This is a genomic window from Pseudomonas sp. GM84, assembly GCF_000282535.1.
GTDB lineage: Bacteria > Pseudomonadota > Gammaproteobacteria > Pseudomonadales > Pseudomonadaceae > Aquipseudomonas.
In genome coordinates, this window is record NZ_AKJC01000203.1 from 1 (window position 1) to 2,174 (window position 2,174).

The 2,174-nt window shown below is 65.9% G+C and carries 2 protein-coding genes; both read right to left on the minus strand.

From position 1 onward, the window contains the following. Positions 1 to 24 precede the first annotated feature (24 nt). On the minus strand, positions 25 to 1,341 hold the full coding sequence (locus PMI38_RS16985; protein WP_008096335.1) for a bifunctional DedA family/phosphatase PAP2 family protein: 1,317 nt from the start codon (positions 1,339 to 1,341) through the stop codon (positions 25 to 27). A gap of 3 nt (positions 1,342 to 1,344) precedes the next feature. Next, positions 1,345 to 2,037 carry a DNA-3-methyladenine glycosylase gene (locus tag PMI38_RS16990; protein WP_008096337.1) on the minus strand — a complete coding sequence of 231 codons (693 nt, stop codon included), beginning with the start codon at positions 2,035 to 2,037 and terminating at the stop codon, positions 1,345 to 1,347. Positions 2,038 to 2,174: the final 137 nt, after the last annotated feature.

The following is a 2,174-nucleotide window of genomic DNA, read 5'->3' on the forward strand; positions in this document are numbered from 1 at the left end:
TGCCGGCGATAGGGCCGCTACAGGTCAATACTGATAACGCAACAGCGCCTGCGGCAACGCATGCATGGCAAAGAACGCCAGCAAGGCGATGCAGGCCGGCAACACCAGCCACCAGGCCCGCTGCGGCAGTGCATTGAGCGGCTGACGATGCTGCACCAGCGTCAGGCTGAGCGCACACACGCAGCAGGCCAGCAAGGCCCCCGCCATGATGTCAGTCGGCCAGTGCGCCCCCAGGTAAACCCGCGACAAGGCGATCGCCAGCGCCGGTATGCATCCCAGCAGTATCCACGTCAGGCGCATGCGCGGTGGCTGACCGCGCCCCGCCAGTACCGCCATCACCAGAAAGAACGCAAACGACGCCGAGCTGTGCCCGCTGGGCATGCTGTAGCTGGTCAGCGGGTCGCTCAGTACTTCGGGCCGGGCGCGGGCGAACAACCATTTCAACGTGCCATTGGCGATCGCCGTGCCCATCAGCGCACCGCCCGCGAACAACGCATGGCGCCATTGGCGTGCGAGCAGCAGCAGGCCGGTCAGCAGCCCGCCGAGGAACAGTTGCGTGCGGAAGTCGCCCAAGCGCGTCACCACCACAACACTGCCGTCGAGGGCCTGGCTGCGATGTTCCTGCACCAGTGTCATCACCCCTTGATCGAACTCGTGCAGATACGGCCAACCCAGGAATACCCCGGCCAAGGCCAGGAAACTCAGGCCGGCGATCAGCCGCGTACCGTGGCGCTGGTCGCGAATGCTGCTGTTCAGGCTCAGGCCGATCACCACCGCCAGGGTGCCGGCGATGATGCCTGCATCCAGCCAGAAGCCTTCCGGCAGCGGCAGGCGCATGGCCGCGCCGGTGGCCCAGCCGGGCAGCAGATACGCTACCGACCAGCCCGCGCCGGCCACCAGGCTTACCGCGATGAACCGAGGTAGCGGCATGTCGAACATCCCCGCCACCATCGGCAGCATCGGCCGTAGCGGGCCGATGAAACGGCCTACCAGCAAACTGGCGATGCCATAGCGATGGAAGTAGGTTTCGGCGCTGCCGATCCATTCCGGGTGGTGACGCAGCAGCGGCAGGCGTCGGATGTTCTGGTGGAAGTACTTGCCGATCGTGTAGGACATAGCGTCGCCGAGCAGGCCGCCAAGGAACCCCAGCAGCAAGGTTTCGCCGAGGGTGAAGGCGCCACTGCCGGCCAGCACCGCCACCGCGAACAGCAACACGGTACCGGGCACGATGATGCCGGCGATGGCCAGGCACTCGATGCAGGCTACCAGGAAAATCGCCACGCCCAGCCACTGTGGGTTGGCGCTGAGCCAGCCGGTCAGGCTGTCGAGCCATTGGCCCATGTTTTAGCTTCCTTGTTGGAGAATGAAGAAGTCTTGCCCTTCGACTTGCCCCCGGCGCAGCGGGTTCCGGGTGCAGAAGCGGGCGTATTCGGCGTCGACGAAGCGGTACGGCAGGTGCTCGTCGCGGCCATGGGGGATGCCCAGGCGGGCCGCCTGGATCACCTTGGGCACGGCGATGCCGCAGTCCTCGACGTAGAGGCGCTCGGGGTCGAAGCGCTGGGCATCCCATTGCGGCACCTTCAGGCCCATGGCCCGGCACAGCAAGGTCTGCCCGGCGCACAGGCGCTCCGGTGGGCGCAGGTTGCCGCTGGCGTCGGGGTTGTTCAGTTGCATCTGTGCCAGGCTGTTGGCCGAGGAGACGGCGTCTACCCAAGGGTAGGCGGACTTGATCAACACCGCGTTGCCTGGGCCCTGGGCACTGAAGTTGAGCGAATCGCCGCCGCGTGCGTAGTACATGTAGATATGCCCGCCATCGAGAAACAGCGCCTTGCGCTTCTCCGTGTAGCCGAGGGAGGCGTGGCTGCCCTTGTCGGTCAGGTAGTAGGCCTCGGTCTCGATGATCCGCGCGGCCAGCCACAGGTCACCGTGGCGGTGACGGATGACCTTGCCCAGCAGGGCCTTGGCCAGGGCTTGGGCGTCCTGGTCGAAGAAACTGTCGGGCAAGGCGCGGGCAGGGCAGGGGGCTGTATCTGGCATGCTGGCGTTTCGTCAGGATGAAGGCGCGGATGATAGCAACGAATCGCTTAACCGAGGCTGAACCGCAAAGATCGAGTTGGCCCTGTCGCCGGCAAGCCGGCTCCCACAAATCCCCCGTGGGAGCCGGCTCCCCGGAG